We start from the raw sequence: 19,697 nt of genomic DNA, 5'->3' as shown, positions 1-19,697 counted from the left end.
CGATAAGATGCTGCTTTTAACGAGTTATACGAGAGAATGACTGAAAAACCCCCTAATTCTACCTATTAACAGCATGAATAATTAGCATATTGTTAAAGTGAATTTTATTGGGTTATTACTCTAAAAAATCACTGAAAATGCAGAACAATAACCTGATTAAATCTTTTTTAAGACAATTGGTTCTGGCAATAAAAAATCCCCCCACACTCCCGTTACGCCCCACCCAAACAGCCCTCTGTTGAAAGATAACGGATATTCATTGACATAAGGTCTTGCCATGCCTCAATTTGTTCATATTGAGCTAGGATTATTGAAGTGACCAGTATTTTGCAGGGTTATAAAACCGTGAGGATGCGCTAATGACAACTTCAACATCGAAACACACCGCGCAGGATAAGCGCCTGACTGACGGCCCGGACTGGACATTTGAATTGTTACAGGTCTATTTGGATCAAATAGATCGGGTGGCAAAACATTACCGGCTTGATACTTACCCTCATCAGATAGAGGTCATCACCTCAGAACAAATGATGGATGCCTATTCAAGTATTGGCATGCCGATTAACTATACCCATTGGTCTTTCGGTAAAAAGTTTATCGAAACCGAGCAAAAATATAAGCACGGCCAGCAAGGCTTGGCCTACGAGATTGTGATTAATTCCAATCCGTGTATTGCTTATTTAATGGAAGAAAACACCATTACCATGCAAGCCTTGGTGATGGCCCACGCCTGCTATGGTCATAATTCTTTCTTTAAGAATAACTATTTATTCCGCGCATGGACAGATGCCAGCTCCATTGTTGATTATTTACTCTTTGCCCGCCATTACATCAGTGAATGCGAAGAGCGCTATGGGGTGGAAGAAGTTGAGCGGCTGCTCGATTCTTGTCATGCACTGATGAATTATGGCGTTGACCGCTATAAACGCCCGCAAAAGATCTCATTGGTTGAGGAAACTGCGCGCCAGAAAAGCCGTGAGGAATATCTGCAAAGCCAGGTCAATTCATTGTGGAAAACATTGCCACGAAAAGACCGGGAAGAAGTGCAAGCCCAAGCTCAGCGCTACCCCAGTGAGCCGCAAGAGAACCTGCTTTACTTTATGGAGAAAAATGCCCCACTGCTCGAGTCATGGCAGCGAGAAGTACTGCGGATTGTGCGTAAAGTCAGCCAATATTTTTATCCCCAGAAACAAACTCAAGTGATGAATGAGGGCTGGGCGACGTTCTGGCATTACACCATTCTTAACCATTTATATGATGAAGGCCGGGTCAGTGATCGCTTTATGATGGAGTTCTTACACAGCCACACCAATGTTGTGTATCAACCGCCATATAATAGCCCTTACTATAGCGGTATTAACCCTTATGCTCTTGGGTTCGCCATGTTTCAGGATATTAAACGCATTTGCCAGTCCCCTACTGAGGAGGATTATTACTGGTTTCCCGATATTGCCGGTAAAGATTGGTTGGATACCCTGCATTTTGCTATGCGTGACTTTAAAGATGAAAGCTTCATTAGCCAGTTCTTATCACCAAAAGTGATGCGTGATTTCCGTCTCTTCACTGTATTGGATGATGATAAGCATAATTATCTGGAAATTTCGGCTATTCATAATGAAGAAGGCTATCGCGCCATCCGCAATGAATTGTCTGCTCAATATAATTTGAGTAACCATGAACCCAATATTCAGGTATGGAATGTTGATTTGCGCGGGGATCGCTCTCTAACACTGCGCTATATCCCTCACGACCGCGCACCACTGGATAAAAGCCGCCAACAAGTGATGAAACATATCCACCGCTTATGGGGATTTGATATCCATATGGAGCAACTTAATGATGATGGCAGTATTGAATTGCTCGACAGCGTCCCACCCAGAACCAATAAACTCTAGTATTGGCTGTCTTACTGAATAAAAATGCGTAAAAAAGGGGCTAACAGCCCCTTTTGTTTTTCTGCTCCACCACATTTTCGTCTAGCGGCGCGCTTCCGTCAAATCACTTGGCATGGTGCTCTGCATACTGTGCCAGATAGCCCCGCTCTCTTTACCGTAGGTTCGTAGGCAGTCCAACACTTGGTCGTAGGCTTTCTCATCACAGAGTGTCGACAACTTGCTATAAAATGTCAGTGCCAACTTACGCGCTTCTGGATTCGAGAAATAATAGCGGCCAACACGGGTATAGAGCCCTTTCAAACCATTCAGGATCAAACCATAGATAGGGTTACCCGAAGCAAAAGCTAAACCACGGAAAATACCATAATCCAGCGCGGTGAAAGACTCAGAGTTATCATCAACCGTTTGCGCTTGTGCCAGAATTTCCTGCGCTTTTTCCGGATGATTGCGAATGGCCGTCCGCACAAAAATGGTAGCGATATTGGTTCGAACAGCCAGTAAGTTGTCTATCAATTGTGGCACGCTGTCGTGATCAAGCCGCGCCAGTGTTTCCAGAATATTAAGACCGGACGTCTCCCAAAAGTTGTTTACTTTCGTCGGTTTACCGTGCTGAATAGTGAGCCAGCCATCGCGGGCTAACCGTTGTAGCACTTCGCGCAATGTTGTGCGGGTGACTCCAATCAGCTCTGAAAGCTCACGTTCCGCGGGCAAAATAGTGCCTGGAGGGAAGCGATTATTCCAAATACTTTCAATAATATACTCTTCCGCGAAACCGGCAGGACTTTGCGCCTTTATAACCATATTTTTTGACGTTCCGTAGCGATACATATCAGCAATTTAGTATGCTCATCATACCAGACGACGGTATTCTGATATAGCTCCAGAACCGAACAAATGGTGAAAGCAGTCATAAAGTTGCAAAAATGGCGCAGATGTAATGATGAACAGATTATACATATTGTTTTTAGGCGAATAACGTAAAGTAAAATGTAACTTTGGACAGTAATAACACCATAATAACTTATTAAGGAGACCGTAGCTCACAATGGAAATGACCATTAGACAAGCCGTACTGAGAAATTTTCTGGGGAGTTCACCCGATTGGTACAAGCTGGCAATTATAGCGTTTCTCATTATTAACCCGCTGGTATTCTTCTTTGTCAGTCCTTTTGTCGCCGGTTGGATGCTGGTTATTGAGTTTATTTTTACACTGGCAATGGCTCTAAAATGTTATCCATTACAACCCGGTGGCTTATTGGCCATTCAAGCCGTCGCTATCGGGATGACCAGCCCGAATCAGGTAGCCGAAGAAATTGCCAATAACCTCGAAGTCCTGCTGCTGCTGGTGTTTATGGTGGCGGGTATCTATTTTATGAAGCAGTTATTATTGTTTATTTTTACCAAACTGCTGCTGAATATCCGCTCAAAAATCGTTCTCTCATTAGCATTCTGTATCGCCGCAGCTTTCCTTTCTGCTTTCCTCGATGCGCTGACTGTGATCGCCGTTGTCATTAGTGTCTCCGTTGGTTTTTATACTATTTATCATCACGTTGCCTCAAATCATTCGGATAAAGACATCAATGATGACAGTTGGATAGACAGCCAGGAAAATCGTAAAACGCTGGAGCAATTCCGCGCGTTTTTGCGCAGCCTCATGATGCATGCTGGCGTGGGAACAGCGCTGGGGGGCGTGATGACCATGGTGGGTGAGCCGCAAAATCTGATTATCGCTAAAAGTGCCGGCTGGAACTTTGGTGATTTCTTTATGCGGATGTTGCCTGTCACCCTGCCAGTGCTGTTTTGCGGATTGTTGGTCTGTGTGTTGGTCGAGCGTTTTAAGCTGTTTGGCTACGGTACGGCACTACCTGAGCGAGTGCGTCATGTTCTGACGGATTATGACCAACAAGCTAGCGCGAAACGAAATCGGCAGGAGAAAGTGAAGCTGCTGGTGCAAGCGCTCATTGGCGTCTGGTTGGTACTCGCGTTGGCGTTGCATTTAGCCGAAGTGGGTTTAGTCGGGCTGTCAGTGATTATTCTTGCTACCTCACTCTGTGGCATCACCAATGAACATGCGCTGGGTAAAGCATTTCAGGAAGCATTGCCTTTCACTGCACTGCTTACGGTGTTTTTCGCCGTGGTTGCAGTTATTATTGAGCAAAACTTATTCACCCCGATTATTCAGTTTGTTTTACAATCCTCACCGTCAGCCCAATTATCCCTATTTTATCTGTTTAACGGCTTACTATCCTCGGTCTCGGACAATGTTTTTGTCGGCACCGTGTACATCAATGAAGCCCGAAAAGCATTTGAATTGGGCATTATCTCACTCCAGCAGTTCGAACTATTGGCCGTCGCTATCAATACCGGTACCAACCTGCCCTCTGTTGCAACACCTAATGGTCAGGCCGCGTTTTTGTTCCTGTTGACCTCAGCACTCGCCCCATTGATTCGCCTATCCTATGGTCGAATGGTATATATGGCTCTCCCTTATACTATTGTGATGACATGTGTCGGCCTGTTCGGTGTGGAGTACTTATTAGTGCCGGCAACGGAGTGGATGATGCAAAGTGGCTGGATAAGTTTGCCTCATCTCGCGGCAGGGGTTAGCATTACACACTGATGGCTTAAACTATCGTCCGTACCCGCCCATTTTCGCCCGTATAAAGAGGCTAAAATGGGCGGGTATAACAAACCAATATCTCACCCAAAGCAAAATTGATGCTCGTGATGGCCGATAGACGCGAGAAATAGCTGATTTTGCCTAATTTTACCTTTGGGTAGCTGGCAGCAAAGATGAATTGGTTTACACTGCCAGTACAATTGCTTACTGCATGGAAAATAAAGATATGTTGCAATTTCTTAACCGCTGCTCTAAAGGGCGCGGTGCTTGGCTGTTAATGGCCCTGACTGCACTTGTATTAGAATTGGTTGCGCTCTATTTTCAACACGTAATGCTGCTTCAGCCTTGCGTAATGTGTATTTACGAACGTGCCGCGTTATTCGGTATTCTTGGAGCATCACTGCTGGGTGCCATTGCACCTAAATCCCCTTTGCGCTATCTGGCTATTTTTATCTGGATTTACAGTGCATGGAGAGGCGTTCAATTAGCCTGGGTACATACGATGCTGCAATTACATCCATCGCCTTTCACAACCTGTGATTTCTTTGTCAGCTTCCCGTCATGGTTACCACTAGACAAATGGTTCCCCGCTATCTTTGTTGCCAGCGGCGATTGTGCAGTAAAACAGTGGGAATTCCTGTCACTGGAAATGCCGCAATGGTTAGTCGGCATTTTCGCCGCTTATCTGCTTATGGCGGTATTAGTGCTAATCAGTCAATTTGTTAAGCCGAAAAGGCGCGATCTATTTAGTCGATAGTTTTTGATTTGGTTGACAGTTTTCACACATATCTTTATCTATTTAAGGCGCCCATAATGTGGCGCCTTTTTTATATTCTGACCGCCTGAGATTCCCGCGCTCCACAGCTTTATTGATTAACGAATAATGCCACGTGCAGAACGACTGAAAAATGGCTTATAAGGCAGCAATATTTGCCACTCCCTAGCCAATATTTCAATTTCTTTATTCACCTCAGCCACCCGCTTACCCCGATGATAAATAAGTTCGTAAGCGCCTTTAACCGCCTGTTGGTCATGGCTATTTAGCCAATCATCCCGAACTCCTGCGCCTCTTATCCCGACAGGCACTGCGCGATTCCCTTGTGCAATAACATAAGGCGGTACATCCTGTACCACGCAAGCCCCTATATTCACTAGGGCATGAGTGCCAATCACACAAAACTGATGCACCGCGCTGCCGGCATTAATAATGGCAAAGTCATCAACTTCGACATGCCCAGCTAATCCCACATTTGATGCCAAGAAACAATGGTCACCCACAATGCAATCATGCCCAATATGAACATGGCTCATCAGATTATTATCATTACCAATATGTGTAATCCCACCGCCCTGTAAAGTACCGCGATGAATAGTGACATTTTGCTGAATCAAATTGCGACTGCCGATGACAACTCGAGTGCTCTCGCCTTTGTATTTAAGATCCTGATTAACCTCTCCAATGGAGGAAAATTGTCCAATATAATTGTCACATCCAAGCTCGGTAATACCATTAATCACAATATGCGATTTAAGCACCGTGCCGGAACCAATAGTGACTTGAGAACCAATGTAACAAAAGTGGCCAATATGTACATTCGCACCAATCACCGCCCCCTTCTCAATGATTGCAGAAGCAGAAATTTTCGCGGTGTTATCAATCAAGCTATTTAATTCTCCTGGTGGAGGACTCACTTGCTGCTCTGTGGGTAACTTCAAGGCTGACTAAGGACTAATCCATCCATTGGTTTAATCGGATTTACTGATAGAAACAGGTAGGAATAAGGGAATATGCTCGTCATGCTGATTCGATCGTCCATATAAAAACCCCGGTCATAACCAGGGTTTTTAAAGGATGCCGGTACTTTCCCGGCTGTCATGTTATGGTGCAAGCGTCCGTCGTACACTCCAACATTACACAGCCTAAGCGCGACTATTGCATAACAGAGAAACACACTGTAAATATCCCTAATGTGCTTATCTGTTAAACATCTTATCCCACGAGTCACTAGCTGTAATAGACGCAAATACTGCTATACTTTAACTTCCTACGACTAATAATCATACAGTGTTATAATGTTTCATCAAGGCAAATTGAATATAATCTTCTATTTCAGATGAATCTGGACTTTTTATTTCTTGCCAACAAGAAGCAAATAATCAATCTCCCCGTGACACTACTAAAAAGGCCGCCCTATGGCAGCCCTGTTTCAAATTATTATCCCAGTATTACGCTTTGCTATAAGTACAAATATATTGACTTGCTTGCTCACCATCGACAATCGCCAAACGAATGGGCATGGTGGAAATGTTAAGAGCCGCTATAACATGTTCTTGGTTACTGGACTTCTGGAAGATTAGCGATTCACCCTGACCTTCCGGATTGACTTTAACAAACTGAAATACTGACTTATCGATGGTCAGCTGTTGATTAGGCCCATCCAATATCGCAGAAAGGTTGCCGCCCTCTTTCAATTCGCAGTCAAGATTAATTAATGAAGCCCCAGCGGCCTGAACCTGATGTGAAACACCACCTAATGTGGCGGATATACCGATGATAACGGCGGCTAAAGTAGAATATTTCATTTTTTTAAGTTTCTTGGTTAAATTTCAGCATTAGTATGCCATATCTGACTGATAGTTGCTTTGCAGTAATTTTCACCCCTACTATGCCCCGTAATACTACCATATGAATGTTCCATCCGCATCCGCGCCCACTCACCATATGCTATAGCATCAATCACACCCAAATCGACTGATACACCACGTAGCAGTTTAACACGTTAAGATAATGCCCGTATGTATCCAAGCATCCCTGACCAACCGCTATATGCGCGGACTATCCTCAAACCTTTCTATCATCAGTTCGGTTGTAATCATGATTTAACTTCTTGTATCGATCGGGCTGTACGATTAAAATCCACCGCATTAAATGCGAGCTTTATATATTCTATAGCGGGTAGCTATGGAACCATATTTCTTAGGATTAAAAGCATGTCAGTAAAATTTAGGCCGGAACTGGATGGACTTAGAGCCTTAGCTGTAGTTGCGGTTATTCTTTATCACGCTAAGCTTCAGGTCTTAGGGCACAATCTTCTGCCAGGCGGTTTTTTTGGTGTTGATATTTTTTTTGTTTTATCAGGCTTTTTGATAACTTATATTATCCGTAACTCTTTACAAGAAGGAAATTTCTCTTTTATTAAGTTTTATATTAAGCGTATAAAGAGAATTTTCCCTGCGTTGTTATTTGTTCTGTTTTCAGCAACCGTTGCTGCTTATTATTTCTTACTACCGTCAGAATTGGTAAAGTTCAGCAACTCTTTATTATCAGCAATATCATTCACATCTAATATATTTTTCTATTACGAAGATCCGTATACATCGAGTACAAGCGAATTAAAACCATTGCTTCACACATGGAGTCTTTCTGTTGAGTGGCAATATTATCTTATCTTCCCTGTTTTGCTATTTTGTTTTTATAGAGTTTTTAAAGAAAAGACATATATACCTTTAATTGTTATATTCTTCGCATCATTATACTTTGCAAACTATCAGGCTCACAATGATATTAGCTATTCATTTTACATGCTACAAACAAGGGCATGGGAGTTGATAGCTGGGGGGCTATGTACATGGCTTGTAAGAAAACAAGAAAATAAATTAATCAGCGAACTGATTACAGCGTTTGGTCTTTGCTTAATTGTATTTTCATTTTTTTATTTTGATGATTCCATATTACATCCATCCTTTATTACTCTAATCCCAGTGGTAGGGACGTGTTGTTTTATAGTTTGCTCTTGGCAGAGCAGTATAAGTTCTGCCCTGCTAAGGTTTAAGCCTGTCGTTTATGTGGGTGGAATATCATATTCTCTTTACTTGTGGCATCAGCCAGTTTTTGCATTTTTCAGAATTCAAAATGACAGTATTACATGGGCTTCCTTTGCAACGCTTGTGTCTCTTATTTTTGTTTTATCTGTTCTTACATATACATATATAGAAAATGTATTCAGAAGAAGCTCGTCATCTATATCTAACTTTGTCTTTTATGGGTCTTTAATCGCTGTTATTTCATCTAGTTATATCGTTAACATTCAATCAAATGGTCTTCCATCTCGTTTAACACCACTTGCAAGAGATATGTACGAAAATTATTCACAGCCAGAATTTAAAAGGCTTGTAGGCCCAGCGGGTATTAAATTAAGAAGCAACACTCCATCTACTTCATGTACGATGAGAGACCCTTATTCAGCATGCAAATTTGGTGACGGTTCTGTTATTGTCCTCGGTGATAGCTATGCTGGCAGCTTCACATATGCACTAAAAAACAATTTGGAAAAAGAAGGTAAAGGATTAATTGCGCTGGATTACGAACAATGTCCATTCGTTTCTGGTCTTTGGTTCGGGAATGTTGCTGAATGCCCTGAAGTTAACAAAAGGCGCTGGAACGTTCTGGACAACATCCAGAATAAAAATAAGACAACTATTTTTATAGCAACAAACTATGCTCAATTTGCCTATCCGAAAGAAGAAACATTAGATCCAATCTCAGACGGTAGAGCGAATATCACTGTCGGTAAATTTGTCGATAGTGATGAAGCTTGGACATCATATAAAAACAACATCACTCTACTGCTTGATAAAGGCTTTAATGTTGTCATTGTATACCCGATCCCCTCAGTTACAGAAGATGTTAAAAATAAATTCTTTAATATCATCAGAACTTCAAGTGCTGAAATATCTGAGAGTTATTACGAAAAAGATATCTCAGGGCTTATTCAAGCAAAGGAATTTAGTGACAAGTTGGATACTTTGTTTGCTGATGAAAAAAGGTTATTAAAAATTAATCCGGTGGATGTTTTATGTAAAACAGGAAAGTGTGAGATTTTAACAAAGAATGGAGCTTTATATAATGTTGGCTCACACTTATCTTACACTGGTGTACAAACAGTTCTAAGCTCGAGTAAATTTTAATGTAACTTATAAAAAATAGCGCAGTTCATATGACTGCGCTATTTGTTATTTCGATATCACTCGCTTCCTTTGATTACGTCTAGTTCTCACTCATTGGTATTCTGCTCAACACAAGAGAACCGCTGTAAAATACAACTAATGGACCGCCTGGAGCCAATATTCTGATGCCAAGTAATTTATTGTGAGATATTCAAATACAGCACGCTACATCTTAGCTGTGGGGGGCTAAAGCAAATTTTGTCGCCAACCAAATGGGGCGTTCAACACCGATGATTTACAGCGTATAGGGTAAACGGATGACTGAAAATAGCCTGGATCAGACAGCTATTTAAAATGCTGGTTTTAGTGAGAATGTCCCACTGACGCCCCAAACAATAGCTATCTGATATAAATACCTTACATATCAATGACTATCTAGCCCACTGTGGCTTATTCAAAATGTGGTTTTGCCAGTCGATCACTTCACTCTCGCGCACTGCAATATGGCGCACTGAAATTCGCTCGCCGTGCATGGCGGATTTTGAACCCGCTAATAATGGGTGCCAATGGGGTAAGTCATGACCTTCACCAATTAAGCGATAAGCACAGGTCGGTGGCAACCATTCAAAAGTCACTAAATTTTCGCGAGTTAACTTGATGCAATCCTCTTCTAATTCAAAGCGGCGATCATAGTTACGGCACTGACAGGTTTTGAGATTAAGCTGATCACAGGCCACATTGGTGAAATAGATTTCATCTGTGTCCTCATCAATCAGTTTATTCAAACAACATTGGCCGCATCCGTCGCACAGTGATTCCCATTCACTGTCTGACATCTCAGCAAGTGTTTTTTGTTGCCAAAAAGGAAGTTGTAACATAACGATATCCGCGTAGTTAATAATATAGAATTGAATGAGCGGGTGGTTATAGACGCTTTGGCTACCAGATGCAAGTTTTGCCGCCCGAGCAATGGCCCAAGCGGCAGACATTCACTTAGATTATGCGAGTGTTCAATGTTTTACCATTTAGCATAATTTTTAGCATATCACCTGATTTCATCGGGCCAACACCTTGCGGTGTCCCAGTCAATACAACATCACCAGGTCGCAACGTAAAGAAACGGCTGATGTAACTTATTAATGGAATGATGGGGGTTATCATATCGCGGGTATTCCCCTGCTGACGGATTTCATCATTGATTGTCAGGGATAAATCAACCTGCTGGGCATCGCTAAACTCAGCCACCGGGATAAAACCTGAAATCGGGCACGAGCCATCAAATGCCTTGGCCTTCTCCCACGGCTGCCCCACTTTCTTCAAGCCAGTCTGTAATTCACGCAAGGTTAAATCCAATGCCACACCATAACCCGCAATAGCACGAGCCACTCTATCTTCAGTGGCTTGTTTTAACGATGTGCCGATCAAAACAGCGAGTTCAACTTCATGATGTACAGCACCCAAATCTTTCGGGATCGAAACCGGTTGGCGAATATCGCACAATGCAGTTTCCGGTTTCATAAACAGTACCGGCTCGGCTGAAGCTGTACTTCCCATTTCTTTAATATGTTCGGCATAGTTACTGCCTACGCAAACCACTTTACTCACTGGAAAATCCAGCAAAGCCCCTTGCCAGTCTCTATGTTGATACATACTGCCTCTCTTGAATTTACATCCTAATAGACACTACACCGCAGGCATTATTGACCAATGCTATCCGCCATCATACCAATGCTGATAGCGAAATAGTAAGAGCGGTTCCAGTGCATTATGGTTCGGAAATTATCATAAACCAGAAACGCGCGTCCTTGCACATCATCGGGCACAATCACCCAAGCACGCCAATCGGGGTGAGTCACCCCCTCTTTAGGGATAACTCCCAGTTGCTGCCATTGTGTGACTGTCTTGGCTTGGCTATCTTTCAAACCGGCAAGAGCAATATTGAAGTTCTCAGGTAACTGAGCTTCTTGCCCCCAATCCATGCCTGGTTTCCACCCCTCAGTAGACAGATAGTTAGCGGTGGAAGCAAATACATCATCAATATTGTTCCAAATATCAACTTTTCCGTCACCATCGCCATCAGCCCCATAGGTCAGGAAAGAACTGGGCATAAACTGGCTTTGCCCCATAGCTCCGGCCCAAGACCCTTTCAATTGCGGATCTTCCACGCGACCTTGTTGAATTATCTTCAACGCGGCCATGAGCTCTTTGGTGAAAAAGGCCTCGCGCCGCCCTTCAAATGCCAATGTTGACAGCGCCGAAATCACATCTTCTTTGCCTTGAATTTTACCAAAACCACTTTCCATACCCCACAGTGCCACAATGTAGCGCTCTGGCACACCATAGCGAGCAGTCACTTGTGATAACTGAGGTTGGTAGCGCTGATAAATTTCTCTACCCTGCGCTATTTTGCTCGGGGTCAGAACTTTAGCGAGGTAGTCATCCAAAGTGACTTTTTTTTCTAACTGATTACGATCCGATTGAATGACCCGGTCGACAAAGTGAATATTCGCAAAAGCGATATCCAACGTGGCCTCAGTGATTCCCTGCGCACGAGCCTGGGATTTCAATTTTTCAATATAAGCAGGAAATTGCGCCGGATCTCGCCCCTGCTCGGATAACATTTGTTTGCTATTGGCGACAGGGACTGGGTTCGGTACAGATTGCAATGTAACAGATTGTGGTTGTATCGGGGCAGCGGTGTTCTTTGTGGAACACCCCATAGATATAACCGCCGCAATGGCGACTGTAATCATTGACAATTTCATCGACGCGTTCCTTTGTAAAGCCATCGCCAGTAAGGAAACTAAGCTTTCGTTTCACCCAAATGCATTTTCAATAAACTTTCTGGCGGTGGCGGGACTTGTAGATAAAAGCCCTGATCAACGAGCGCGTTCTTCACTTTTTCGATATCCGCAGTAGCTAAACTTTTTCGCTCATTGAGTGAAAGCAACATCGCAAATTGCGGTTGACCAAAACTGGCGAGTAACTCAGCAGGCACTCGCGAAAAATCATCTTTCTTTTCAATATAAAGGTAAGTTTGATCCCGTTTCGGGCTTCTGTAGATAGCACAAAGCATATTCTGGACTCTAGTCGATGAATTCAAGGGTAATATACCCTAAATAATTCGAGTTGCAGAAAGGCGGTAACTGAGTGCCCCCCAGAAGCTTACTCAAGTAAGTGACTGGGGTGAACAAAAGCAGCCAACGCACATGCAGCTTGAAGTATGACGGGTATAACTGATGATTATAACACGCCAGGCTATGTCACATATCTGAGATATCAATAGACGGGAATATCAATGCCTATACTGGCAGCACAGGGATCCGGCGTTAAATAGGAACTCCTGGGATTATCCACTCGCGGACGAGGTTGATGTTCTTGCTGTTGGCATTTCATTTGTTTTTCTTTTTCATGTCTGGCGGCATCAGCATCCATTCGCGCTTTTTCCTCATCTAATTGCCGTTGCCATGATTCAGCATCATGAGCCGCCCCTCGCAGAGCTTTACGTTTTTCCAAGTAATCGGTAGAAACCTGACTATCTTTCGGTAATTCAGCGTGATAGCTAAAATCAGCCCCGGCATGAAACGGGGTTGATAGGGCAATAACACAGATAAATGATAGTGGGACGAAATTCCTTTTCATCGTTGATTTCCTTTAGATTTGCTGATGCAGAAAGTGCAAAATATCACAAAATGATTATCATTCTCAATATACAATCATTAAATATAGAACTGATTTATGTCATTCATAGTAAAAAAAACAAAACCTCCTGGGTTTTATGACTCATCCGTTTTCTCGACATACTGCGCAAATTGACAAAGTATTGGGTAAGATTGCTCCGAAATAATATTACGAGGTATTTCACTGAACCGATAATAGCCACATTCCATTTCCCATTTCATCATCATCTTAAAAGCCATAATAATGGTCTACCGTTACCTCATTTTATAAAAAGCAACTTCACTTGATAAAAAAATGACCACATTTGATAGAAATTAATGGCTTTTATGGGCGTTCCCTAACCGGCATAAAGCCAACTTTATTGCTGAAAAAATACACAACTCAATCACGGCAGTGATATACACCAAATATAGGCTGGTCGGGGCTAGCGAATAAGGAGAAGTTATGCTGTAATTTCTGGCAAGTTCGGCGTCATTATGACGTTACAGTTTCAATATATTGATACGGATAGATTTCTTTTTATATTACCTATAACATGCTTAGGAACATCAGAATATTGTACCCCGGATAATATTTCGGGGATTAACACAGCTGAAACTGAGTCAGGATAGATGTCACAATCGCCAATTGAGTTAAAAGGCAGTAGTTTTACCCTATCGGTCATTCATTTACATGATTCACGACCGGAGGTAATCCGTCGGGCATTACAGGAAAAGGTAGATCAAGCGCCGGCTTTCCTGAAAAACGCCCCTGTTGTGATTAACGTTGCAACGTTACCTAACGGTGCTAACTGGAAAGATCTCCAACAGGCTGTCACTTCAGCGGGTCTGCGTATTGTTGGCATCAGTGGTTGTCAGGATGAACGTCAAAAACGTGCGATAGCACGGGCAGGCTTGCCATTACTGAGCGAAGGTAAAGGCCAGAAAGTGGCACCCGAGCCCGTTATCAGCCCGCCGGAGAATGTTCCTACCAAGACACGAATCATCAACACGCCTGTCCGTTCCGGCCAACAGATTTATGCCCGTAATTGCGATTTGATTGTTATCAGCAGTGTCAGCGCCGGAGCTGAATTAATTGCCGACGGCAATATTCATATCTATGGAATGATGCGAGGTCGTGCGCTAGCAGGTGCATCGGGTGATGCGCAATGCCAGATTTTTTGCACACATCTGGGGGCTGAACTAGTCTCTATCGCAGGGCAGTACTGGTTGAGTGACCAGATCCCCAGTGGTTATTTTGGCCAAGCTGCGCGTTTACATCTGCTGGATAACGCACTAACTATACAACCTTTAAATTAAGCCCTTTTGACAAGGAATCCATTTCATGGCACGCATTATTGTTGTTACATCGGGTAAAGGGGGCGTTGGCAAGACCACATCAAGCGCGGCTATCGCAACCGGCTTGGCCCAAAAAGGTAAAAAAACCGTTGTTATCGATTTTGATATCGGTCTGCGGAACCTGGACTTGATTATGGGCTGCGAACGCCGGGTAGTTTACGATTTTGTTAATGTGATTCAAGGTGACGCAACCTTGAACCAGGCATTAATAAAAGATAAGCGCACAGATAATTTGTATATTCTGCCCGCCTCTCAGACCCGAGACAAAGACGCCCTGACCAAAGAGGGTGTTGAAAAGATTTTAAACGATCTTGGCGAAATGAATTTCGAGTTTGTGGTGTGTGACTCGCCAGCGGGCATTGAAAGCGGCGCGTTGATGGCGCTGTATTTTGCTGACGAAGCCGTCATCACCACTAACCCTGAAGTTTCCTCTGTTCGAGACTCAGACCGTATCCTTGGGATATTGTCATCCAAGTCGCGCCGGGCTGAGAGAGGCCAAGAGCCAATTAAAGAACATCTGCTGTTGACCCGCTACAATCCAGGGCGTGTTAATCGCGGCGATATGCTTAGCATGGAAGATGTCCTCGATATTCTGAGGATCCCACTGGTTGGCGTTATTCCAGAAGATCAGTCAGTACTGCGCGCCTCGAACCAAGGTGAGCCTGTGATTCTGGACAAAGAGTCAGATGCCGGTAAAGCTTATGACGATACCGTTGACCGTTTGCTAGGAGAAGAACGTCCCTTCCGCTTCATTGAAGAAGAGAAGAAGGGCTTCCTGAAACGCCTTTTTGGGGGATAAACCATGGCTTTGTTAGACTTTTTTCTGTCCCGCAAAAAACCGACAGCCAATATAGCCAAGGAACGGCTGCAAATTATCGTCGCTGAGCGTCGTCGTGGGGACAGTGAGCCCCACTATTTGCCTGACTTGAAACGCGATATTTTGGCGGTTATTTGTAAATATATTCAGATCGATCCTGAAATGCTGCATGTGCAATTTGAGCAGAAAGGAGATGATATTTCGGTACTTGAACTTAACGTGACATTACCGGAAACGGAAGAAACGCCTAAATGATTTCTCCGCAATAACTCCCCCTGTATTGATTTACAGGGGGAGTTTCTTTCGGTTGACTGGATATATATACAGTCACATTCTCGTTATATTCATCCACTATAAATATACCCACCAAGACAAGATCATTCTTCTTCTCTATTTGGGCTATTTATAAACGAGTGATCAATTAAAACTCAAAACCCAGAGTGAAGTCTCCCCCACCCTGAATATCCATTAATATTGCTGTAAAATCTCAGTCAATTCCGGCGACAATAATTCACCACGCCAACCACTTAATAATTCAGGCTGAGTCTCTGTTAATTTCAATTTCCAATGCCAACTGAGTAATTGGTTTATTTGGCGGCGAGATGCCAGTAATTCACTGCTTAGCCCGCTGCGCTCACTAACAGACACAATAAGTGCTTTAATATCTTTAAAGACTTTTTTGTAACCCGGCTGGTCAATCAGATTAATAACCGGTGGCGGCAGTTGATCCTCAGGGACGGCATTACCTTCAACCACCAGCGCCAGCAAGGTGCGGCCATGATAGCGAATCTCCTGTCCACTTAAGCCTAGTGAGTCCAGCTCGCCCAGCGAGGTTGGCTGATAACGGGCGACTTGCCACAGATTCTCTTCACGAACCACAAAGTTCACGGCCAGATCGCGCTCACGAGCTTGACGCAAGCGCCATGATGCCAGCTTTTGTAGGCAAGCCAACTGATGGCCGCGCAACTGCCAGGCATTGGTGATTTCACGATAGGCTAATTCGGGGTCGAGTGTTTCACTGCGGCGGCGGCACAACAGCTCACACTCGTCTTTAGCGGCGTCCATTCGCCCGGCAGCTTCGGTCGCCTCAACCAACTTAGTGGCCAACGGCAACAAATAAAATACATCCGCAGCGGCGTAATCACACTGTTTTTCACTCAGGGGCCGAGCAATCCAATCCGTCCGAGATTCACTTTTATCTAATTCGACACCTTCAAACTCATTCACCAACATGGCAAAGCCGCAAGATAACGTGCGGCCAGAAAATGCGGCCAATACCTGAGTATCAATCATCGGCGTCGGCATGATATCAAAGGCATTTAAGAAGACTTCGAGATCTTCACTCCCCGCATGCAGATACTTCACCACATTCAAATCTTGTAGCAACTCGCGGAAAGGTTGCCACTGCGTAATAGGCAAAGGATCAATCAGTGAAAGTTGTTCACCGTCATACAGTTGAATCAGGCCCAACTGAGGATAGTAAGTGCGGGTTCTGACAAACTCTGTATCCAGCGCAACATGGGCATATGTTCGGGCTTGTTCGCAGACCTGCTGCAACGCACTGTCGGTCGTGATCAACTGATAATTCAAAACGTGATTCTCTATAAGTCGTTAGTGCTATGGCAAACACAACAACGCCGGTGATAACCGGCGTTGTTGATGATGATTGAGTGACTCCCACCTTAAGTTAAGCCGCGTTTTGCTCGCTGGCTTTAGCCTTAATCTGTTCGTCACGCAGTTCCCGACGCAAAATTTTGCCGACATTCGATTTCGGCAACTCATCACGGAACTCTACTATTTTCGGTACTTTATACCCTGTTAGGTAGCGGCGGCAATGGGTTAGCAACTCTTCCTGCGTCAATGAGGCATCTTTTTTCACGACAAACAATTTTACTGTCTCACCGGAAACCTCATTAGGCACCCCTACCACCGCAGACTCCAGCACTTTCGCATGTAACGCTACCACATCTTCAATCTCATTGGGGTAGACGTTAAAACCGGAAACCAGAATCATATCCTTTTTGCGGTCAACAATTCGCAAAAAACCTTGTTCATCTATTGTCGCGATATCACCGGTTGCCAACCACCCCTGTTTTAGGACTTCATCGGTCGCTTCGGGCCGCTGCCAATAGCCTAACATAACTTGAGGCCCACGCACCCACAGTTCGCCCGGTTCCCCCAAAGCCACATCGTTACCCTCATCATCAACCAGCCGAACATCGGTAGAGGGCACAGGCAGGCCAATACTGCCGCTGTAATGTTTCAAATCATAAGGGTTGCCAGTGACTAACGGCGAACATTCGGTTAAACCATAACCTTCCAGCAAATGTTTCCCGGTCAGTTTTTCCCACTTTTCGGCCACCGCTTTCTGTACCGGCATCCCGCCGCCGACAGAAAGGCGCAAAGTAGAGAAGTCTAATTTGGTGAATTCCTCATTATTTAGCAGCGCGTTAAATAATGTATTCACCCCGGTCATCGCCGTGAATGGGTAGCGACTGAGCTCTTTCACCATGCCTGGAATATCACGCGGGTTAGTTATCAATAAACTGCGGCCACCCAGTTCGATAAATAGCAGGCAGTTCATGGTCAACGCAAAAATGTGATAGAGCGGTAGCGCCGTCACCACCAGCTCATGACCCGGTTGTAACAATGGCGCATAGGCCGCTTTGGCCTGTTCCAGGTTCGATTGCATGTTACGGTGGGTCAACATAGCCCCTTTCGCCACGCCAGTAGTACCGCCGGTATATTGCAAGAATGCCATATCTGTATTGATGACATCCGGCTTCACATATTGCATACGGCGGCCTTTCTGTAAGGCAGTGCGGAAGGAAATGGCATCGGGCAAATAGTATTTCGGCACCAGCCGCTTGATATATTTCACCACGAAATTGACCAGTGTCCCTTTCGCCGTCGAGAGCTGATCACCCATACGAGTTAAAATAACGTGCTTAACTTGGGTCTTAAACACGACTTTTTCCAGTGTGTGGGCAAAGTTGGAAACTATAACAATAGCCGTAGCGCCACTATCATTGAGCTGATGTTCCAGCTCTCGTGGGGTATACAGTGGATTAACATTCACCACAACCATGCCAGCACGCAGAATACCAAACAAAGCAATAGGATATTGCAGCAGATTGGGCATCATCAATGCAACGCGGTCGCCTTTTTGCAGCCCCAGACCTTCCTGTAGATAAGCGGCAAAAGCACGGCTACGCTCTTCCAGCTTACGGAAGGTCATCACCTCCCCCATATTGATGAACGCAGGTTGGTCCGCATAACGCAATGCGGCATTCTCAAACATTTCCACCAAAGAAGAATAGCGATCCGGGTCAATTTCTGCGGGGACATCTGCCGGGTATCGCTTTAGCCATACTTTTTCCAAGGTAGCGCTCCTGAAATTATTATTAGTCGCCAGATAAGCTGGCAAACTTATTTACACCAGAACTTTAACAATATTTTAACTCAGCTTACCAGTTTACTTTTAAACAATTTTGAGGTTGGGATATACGTCACTATTTTTTGGCGCTGAGATCATAAAAATAATCAAGTCAGTTAATGCTGACAAAAAAATAGCAATAAAATCAACATATTAATTTTAGTGAATAATACAAAACAATCTAACCTATTGATTATAAAACTTTTACATCCGCATAGCCTAAAGCAAATGTAAAAGGGCGCTGAATTCAGCGCCCTTCTCGATTAACCTCATCGTCTATATAGCCCCACTGTGATGGAGCCCACTCACTACTCCGTCACAATGGTTTGTATCGGTGCTGGCCCCGGATTGTACCAACCGCCCCATCCTGGCCCCCACATCCCGGGGTGACGATAACCCCAAGGGTCCATCATGGGTGGCATTAATACTTGCTGTTCAAGATGCCAACGCTTATAACCCGTGGCATTCATTACCACGAAGTCATAAGGTGTCTGGCCAATTTTACCCGCTTCAACACCGGTAATGGGCCCAACAACAGTGACAAGGTGCCCACGGAAATCAACGGGTTCAAGGAAACCATTCACATAAGCAATGACTCGGCCCTGTGAAGGTTCACCCAAAATAGGTCTGGCACCCGAATCTAAAGGTACACTGGCAATTTCAAGCCGAGTGCGGTGCGTTTCGTTGGTCACATTAATCACTGTTCCGCCAAAACGTGCTTCCTGACCAATAAAGGCCTTGGGATCAGTCCGAACCAAGTTAAGATTTTGCTGCGGTGTCGCGGTTGTGCCCTGGATCGCTGGTGGGATCGTGACACAACCGGAAAGTAACAAAGCGCCCAATCCTAGCCAGCCACACCGCCATTTACGGCTTATTTTCTGGCTAGATTGAGTTGTTAAGGTGTTTATCGCCATAGCATGTCACTCCTTATCCTATCGCTATCTTAAAATTTTAGACTCTCATC

The 19,697-nt window shown here is 44.2% G+C and carries 18 protein-coding genes; 7 read left to right on the top strand and 11 right to left on the bottom strand.

Going from position 1 to position 19,697, the window contains the following annotated elements; genetic code table 11:
• Positions 1 to 359: 359 nt before the first annotated feature.
• Positions 360 to 1,895, top strand: a complete 1,536-nt coding sequence (locus tag DX162_RS15635) for a SpoVR family protein (RefSeq protein WP_004393519.1) — start codon at positions 360 to 362, stop codon at positions 1,893 to 1,895.
• Between the two features lie 81 nt (positions 1,896 to 1,976).
• On the opposite strand, the gene fadR is transcribed toward DX162_RS15635, so the two are convergent.
• Positions 1,977 to 2,696, bottom strand: coding sequence for a fatty acid metabolism transcriptional regulator FadR (gene fadR / locus DX162_RS15630; RefSeq protein ID WP_004393520.1), 720 nt, complete (start codon positions 2,694 to 2,696; stop codon positions 1,977 to 1,979).
• Positions 2,697 to 2,940: 244 nt separating this feature from the next.
• Here fadR and nhaB point away from each other — a divergent pair, with 244 nt between their 5' ends.
• A complete protein-coding gene (nhaB, locus tag DX162_RS15625) occupies positions 2,941 to 4,515 on the top strand; it encodes a sodium/proton antiporter NhaB (protein ID WP_004393521.1) in 1,575 nt (524 codons plus the stop codon).
• A gap of 226 nt (positions 4,516 to 4,741) precedes the next feature.
• Positions 4,742 to 5,272 carry a disulfide bond formation protein DsbB gene (gene dsbB, locus DX162_RS15620; protein WP_032821267.1) on the top strand — a complete coding sequence of 177 codons (531 nt, stop codon included), beginning with the start codon at positions 4,742 to 4,744 and terminating at the stop codon, positions 5,270 to 5,272.
• A gap of 116 nt (positions 5,273 to 5,388) precedes the next feature.
• Here the strand turns inward: dsbB and lpxA are convergent, their stop codons facing one another.
• Both lpxA and DX162_RS15610 read right to left on the bottom strand, forming a co-directional pair.
• Positions 5,389 to 6,177 (bottom strand): acyl-ACP--UDP-N-acetylglucosamine O-acyltransferase, encoded by a 789-nt coding sequence (gene lpxA / locus DX162_RS15615; RefSeq protein WP_032821262.1) that lies wholly within the window; start codon positions 6,175 to 6,177, stop codon positions 5,389 to 5,391.
• Between the two features lie 564 nt (positions 6,178 to 6,741).
• Positions 6,742 to 7,098 carry a hypothetical protein gene (locus DX162_RS15610; protein ID WP_004393524.1) on the bottom strand — a complete coding sequence of 119 codons (357 nt, stop codon included), beginning with the start codon at positions 7,096 to 7,098 and terminating at the stop codon, positions 6,742 to 6,744.
• Between the two features lie 408 nt (positions 7,099 to 7,506).
• Here DX162_RS15610 and DX162_RS15605 point away from each other — a divergent pair, with 408 nt between their 5' ends.
• Entirely contained in the window at positions 7,507 to 9,483 is a 1,977-nt protein-coding gene (locus DX162_RS15605) for an acyltransferase family protein (RefSeq protein ID WP_032821263.1), read from the top strand.
• 410 nt (positions 9,484 to 9,893) lie between these two features.
• Here the strand turns inward: DX162_RS15605 and DX162_RS15600 are convergent, their stop codons facing one another.
• The 5 genes from DX162_RS15600 to DX162_RS15580 all read right to left on the bottom strand — a co-directional run bounded on the left by DX162_RS15600 (position 9,894) and on the right by DX162_RS15580 (position 13,104).
• Complete coding sequence (locus DX162_RS15600; protein ID WP_032821268.1) at positions 9,894 to 10,340, bottom strand: YcgN family cysteine cluster protein; 447 nt, start codon at positions 10,338 to 10,340, stop codon at positions 9,894 to 9,896.
• A gap of 115 nt (positions 10,341 to 10,455) precedes the next feature.
• Positions 10,456 to 11,112, bottom strand: a complete 657-nt coding sequence (locus DX162_RS15595) for a fumarylacetoacetate hydrolase family protein (protein ID WP_004393527.1) — start codon at positions 11,110 to 11,112, stop codon at positions 10,456 to 10,458.
• Positions 11,113 to 11,159: 47 nt separating this feature from the next.
• Positions 11,160 to 12,227, bottom strand: coding sequence for a lytic murein transglycosylase (locus DX162_RS15590; RefSeq protein ID WP_004393528.1), 1,068 nt, complete (start codon positions 12,225 to 12,227; stop codon positions 11,160 to 11,162).
• 38 nt (positions 12,228 to 12,265) lie between these two features.
• Positions 12,266 to 12,538 (bottom strand): YcgL domain-containing protein, encoded by a 273-nt coding sequence (locus DX162_RS15585; protein WP_004393529.1) that lies wholly within the window; start codon positions 12,536 to 12,538, stop codon positions 12,266 to 12,268.
• Between the two features lie 203 nt (positions 12,539 to 12,741).
• Positions 12,742 to 13,104, bottom strand: coding sequence for a hypothetical protein (locus tag DX162_RS15580; RefSeq protein WP_004390676.1), 363 nt, complete (start codon positions 13,102 to 13,104; stop codon positions 12,742 to 12,744).
• A 650-nt stretch (positions 13,105 to 13,754) separates the two neighbouring features.
• Here DX162_RS15580 and minC point away from each other — a divergent pair.
• From minC to minE, 3 genes are read left to right on the top strand one after another with little or no spacing between them, the layout of a single operon-like run.
• Positions 13,755 to 14,441 carry a septum site-determining protein MinC gene (minC, locus tag DX162_RS15575; RefSeq protein ID WP_004390678.1) on the top strand — a complete coding sequence of 229 codons (687 nt, stop codon included), beginning with the start codon at positions 13,755 to 13,757 and terminating at the stop codon, positions 14,439 to 14,441.
• Positions 14,442 to 14,466: 25 nt separating this feature from the next.
• Positions 14,467 to 15,279: a septum site-determining protein MinD gene (gene minD, locus DX162_RS15570; RefSeq protein WP_004390679.1), complete on the top strand. Its 813-nt coding sequence runs from the start codon at positions 14,467 to 14,469 to the stop codon at positions 15,277 to 15,279.
• 3 nt (positions 15,280 to 15,282) lie between these two features.
• A complete protein-coding gene (minE, locus tag DX162_RS15565; RefSeq protein WP_002211180.1) occupies positions 15,283 to 15,552 on the top strand; it encodes a cell division topological specificity factor MinE in 270 nt (89 codons plus the stop codon).
• A gap of 213 nt (positions 15,553 to 15,765) precedes the next feature.
• Here the strand turns inward: minE and rnd are convergent, their stop codons facing one another.
• The 3 genes from rnd to DX162_RS15550 all read right to left on the bottom strand — a co-directional run bounded on the left by rnd (position 15,766) and on the right by DX162_RS15550 (position 19,647).
• Positions 15,766 to 16,887: a ribonuclease D gene (gene rnd / locus DX162_RS15560; protein ID WP_004390680.1), complete on the bottom strand. Its 1,122-nt coding sequence runs from the start codon at positions 16,885 to 16,887 to the stop codon at positions 15,766 to 15,768.
• Between the two features lie 97 nt (positions 16,888 to 16,984).
• A complete protein-coding gene (fadD, locus tag DX162_RS15555) occupies positions 16,985 to 18,679 on the bottom strand; it encodes a long-chain-fatty-acid--CoA ligase FadD (RefSeq protein WP_032819881.1) in 1,695 nt (564 codons plus the stop codon).
• A 362-nt stretch (positions 18,680 to 19,041) separates the two neighbouring features.
• The gene (locus tag DX162_RS15550) at positions 19,042 to 19,647 is read right to left on the bottom strand and encodes a Slp family lipoprotein (protein WP_004390682.1); all 606 of its coding nucleotides are present in this window, start codon (positions 19,645 to 19,647) and stop codon (positions 19,042 to 19,044) included.
• Positions 19,648 to 19,697 lie beyond the last annotated feature (50 nt).

The sequence above is a fragment of the Yersinia kristensenii genome (assembly GCF_900460525.1).
GTDB classification, from domain to species: domain Bacteria; phylum Pseudomonadota; class Gammaproteobacteria; order Enterobacterales; family Enterobacteriaceae; genus Yersinia; species Yersinia kristensenii.
This window is presented reverse-complemented; position numbering and strand designations above follow the sequence as displayed.

Coding starts and splice junctions, on each gene's coding strand:
- DX162_RS15635 (WP_004393519.1), top strand. CDS start 360: ATGACAACTTCAACATCGAAACACACCGCGCAGGATAAGCGCCTGACT.
- fadR (WP_004393520.1), bottom strand. CDS start 2,696: ATGGTTATAAAGGCGCAAAGTCCTGCCGGTTTCGCGGAAGAGTATATT.
- nhaB (WP_004393521.1), top strand. CDS start 2,941: ATGGAAATGACCATTAGACAAGCCGTACTGAGAAATTTTCTGGGGAGT.
- dsbB (WP_032821267.1), top strand. CDS start 4,742: ATGTTGCAATTTCTTAACCGCTGCTCTAAAGGGCGCGGTGCTTGGCTG.
- DX162_RS15610 (WP_004393524.1), bottom strand. CDS start 7,098: ATGAAATATTCTACTTTAGCCGCCGTTATCATCGGTATATCCGCCACA.
- DX162_RS15605 (WP_032821263.1), top strand. CDS start 7,507: ATGTCAGTAAAATTTAGGCCGGAACTGGATGGACTTAGAGCCTTAGCT.
- DX162_RS15600 (WP_032821268.1), bottom strand. CDS start 10,340: ATGTTACAACTTCCTTTTTGGCAACAAAAAACACTTGCTGAGATGTCA.
- DX162_RS15595 (WP_004393527.1), bottom strand. CDS start 11,112: ATGTATCAACATAGAGACTGGCAAGGGGCTTTGCTGGATTTTCCAGTG.
- DX162_RS15590 (WP_004393528.1), bottom strand. CDS start 12,227: ATGAAATTGTCAATGATTACAGTCGCCATTGCGGCGGTTATATCTATG.
- DX162_RS15585 (WP_004393529.1), bottom strand. CDS start 12,538: ATGCTTTGTGCTATCTACAGAAGCCCGAAACGGGATCAAACTTACCTT.
- DX162_RS15580 (WP_004390676.1), bottom strand. CDS start 13,104: ATGAAAAGGAATTTCGTCCCACTATCATTTATCTGTGTTATTGCCCTA.
- minC (WP_004390678.1), top strand. CDS start 13,755: ATGTCACAATCGCCAATTGAGTTAAAAGGCAGTAGTTTTACCCTATCG.
- minD (WP_004390679.1), top strand. CDS start 14,467: ATGGCACGCATTATTGTTGTTACATCGGGTAAAGGGGGCGTTGGCAAG.
- minE (WP_002211180.1), top strand. CDS start 15,283: ATGGCTTTGTTAGACTTTTTTCTGTCCCGCAAAAAACCGACAGCCAAT.
- DX162_RS15550 (WP_004390682.1), bottom strand. CDS start 19,647: ATGGCGATAAACACCTTAACAACTCAATCTAGCCAGAAAATAAGCCGT.